This is a genomic window from Neisseria sp. P0022.S010, from assembly GCF_051956635.1.
Genome location: NZ_JBQCXF010000543.1, coordinates 1 through 1,982 on the forward strand (window position 1 = coordinate 1; position 1,982 = coordinate 1,982).

General features: G+C 48.4%; 2 protein-coding genes. One reads left to right on the top strand and one right to left on the bottom strand.

All coding sequences use genetic code 11. The features are described from left to right. The first annotated feature begins 130 nt into the window (after positions 1-130). Complete coding sequence (locus ACTHUT_RS19175; RefSeq protein WP_003685232.1) at positions 131-1,096, top strand: tRNA dihydrouridine synthase; 966 nt, start codon at positions 131-133, stop codon at positions 1,094-1,096. Positions 1,097-1,137: 41 nt separating this feature from the next. On the opposite strand, the gene ACTHUT_RS19180 is transcribed toward ACTHUT_RS19175, so the two are convergent. Next, on the bottom strand, positions 1,138-1,659 hold the full coding sequence (locus ACTHUT_RS19180) for a hypothetical protein (RefSeq protein ID WP_250600761.1): 522 nt from the start codon (positions 1,657-1,659) through the stop codon (positions 1,138-1,140). Positions 1,660-1,982: the final 323 nt, after the last annotated feature.

Consider the following 1,982-nt stretch of genomic DNA (forward strand, 5'->3'; position numbering starts at 1 on the left):
GAATTTTTTACCAACATGGCGGCGGTTGCCGGAATTGTGTGCATCATAAAAAGGCCGTCTGAAAAAGGAAGCTGTATTTTAACCGATATACCGCTACAATATGTCCTCCTTTTTTCAGACGGCCTGAGTCATGCAGCTTATTCTTGCTCCGATGCAGGGGCTGGTGGACGATGTAATGCGCGACCTGTTGACGCGTATCGGCGGATTTGACGAATGCGTCAGCGAATTTGTCCGCATTACGCACACGGTCCACTCACGCGCCACTTGGCTTAAATATGTTCCCGAAATCGCCCATGCCAACCGCACGACGGCCGGCACGCCCTGTACTGTCCAGCTTTTAGGCAGCGATGCGGAAAACATGGCCGTCAACGCTTTGGAAGCCGTGCGTTTCGGTGCGGACAAAATCGACCTCAACTTCGGCTGCCCCGCGCCGACGGTCAATAAACACAAAGGCGGTGCGGTCTTGCTCAAAGAGCCGGACTTGATTTACCACATCGTCCACACCCTGCGCCAACGCCTGCCGCAACACATTCCGTTGACGGCCAAGATGCGGCTCGGTTATGAAGACAAAAGCCTGGCATTGGAATGCGCTTCCGCGATTGAAAACGGCGGCGCATGCGCGTTAACCGTCCATGCACGCACCAAAGTCGAAGGCTACGAACCGCCGGCACATTGGGAATGGGTGCGCAAAATCCGTGATGCAGTCAATATTCCTGTTACCGCCAACGGCGATGTGTTCAACCTTCAAGACTATCTCGATATTAAAAGCGTCAGCGGCTGCAACAGCGTGATGCTTGGGCGCGGCGCGGTGATTCGTCCCGACTTGGCGCGGCAAATCAAACAATATGAAAACGGCGAAACAGTGAAAGACACCGACTTTGCCGAAGTCTCTTCATGGATAGTCCAATTTTTCGACTTGTGCCTTGCCAAAGAAGCCAGCAACAAATATCCGGTTTCCCGTTTGAAACAATGGCTGGGCATGATGAAAAAAGAGTTTGAACAGGCGCAGGTATTGTTTGACCGCATCCGCGCCATCAAAGAAGCGGATGAAGTGAAACAGATTCTGCTGTCGTTTGAACAAGAGATGCATTCATGATTAAAAAAGGCCGTCTGAATTTCAGACGGCCTTTGATTTCATCACCTACATACATAATCGGCCAACAGTCTGCCTTTTTCCGCACTGGCTGCATTAGCCATGTTTACCTGTCTGGTCTCAGGGCCATTCTTAGATTTCAGGGCTTCGCCATATTTTCTGGCAAATTCTTTATTGGCACTGGTCACCCTTGACTCGGTAGAATCCAACATGAAGCCGTCTTGCTCATATTTGCCTTGCGCAGTAATAATCAAGATATTTTCAGGCGAAGGATAATCCGGAAAATCAATATAGTTGGTAACCAGCTTGTAGGAAACGCCTTTGCCGTGTTTCATATCCTGACAGATGCCATTAGGCGCGGTAAAGACTGCATGGCCGATCCGGCTACGTCCGAAATCGTAAAAATCGATTCTCTTAGCAGCAGCCAACAGTTTTCTATCGTTGCCGTCATTGATATTTAATGACTTGCCGTTTACCAAAAACAGGGTTGGCAACAAGGGGGTGCCATGATAGGCTTCCAAATTATATGCTTCGCCCAACAGCTTGCCCTGACGATACACAGTCAAGACAGGCTTTTTCAGACCATTTTCCGGATTGCCGGTTTGCTTAAAAGAAATCTTCTGAAGTACATTGCCAAATTCATAATAAGGCCGCTACTGCACACCTGTTTTCGTATCCTGCAGGGCGCTCCAGTCACCGCCCGTCGTTTGGGCGCACGCAGTCACAGCAGCAAACAGAATACCCGATAGTAAAACTTTAGAATGTTTCATTCATAAACTCCTTCTTAAGTAAACAAAAGAACGGATGTGTGCCTTTACTGCCCAATTTTATTTCTTTATTAAAATTTTAGAACTATTGTACTAACTTAGCAAGGGATTAAAGAACAGGC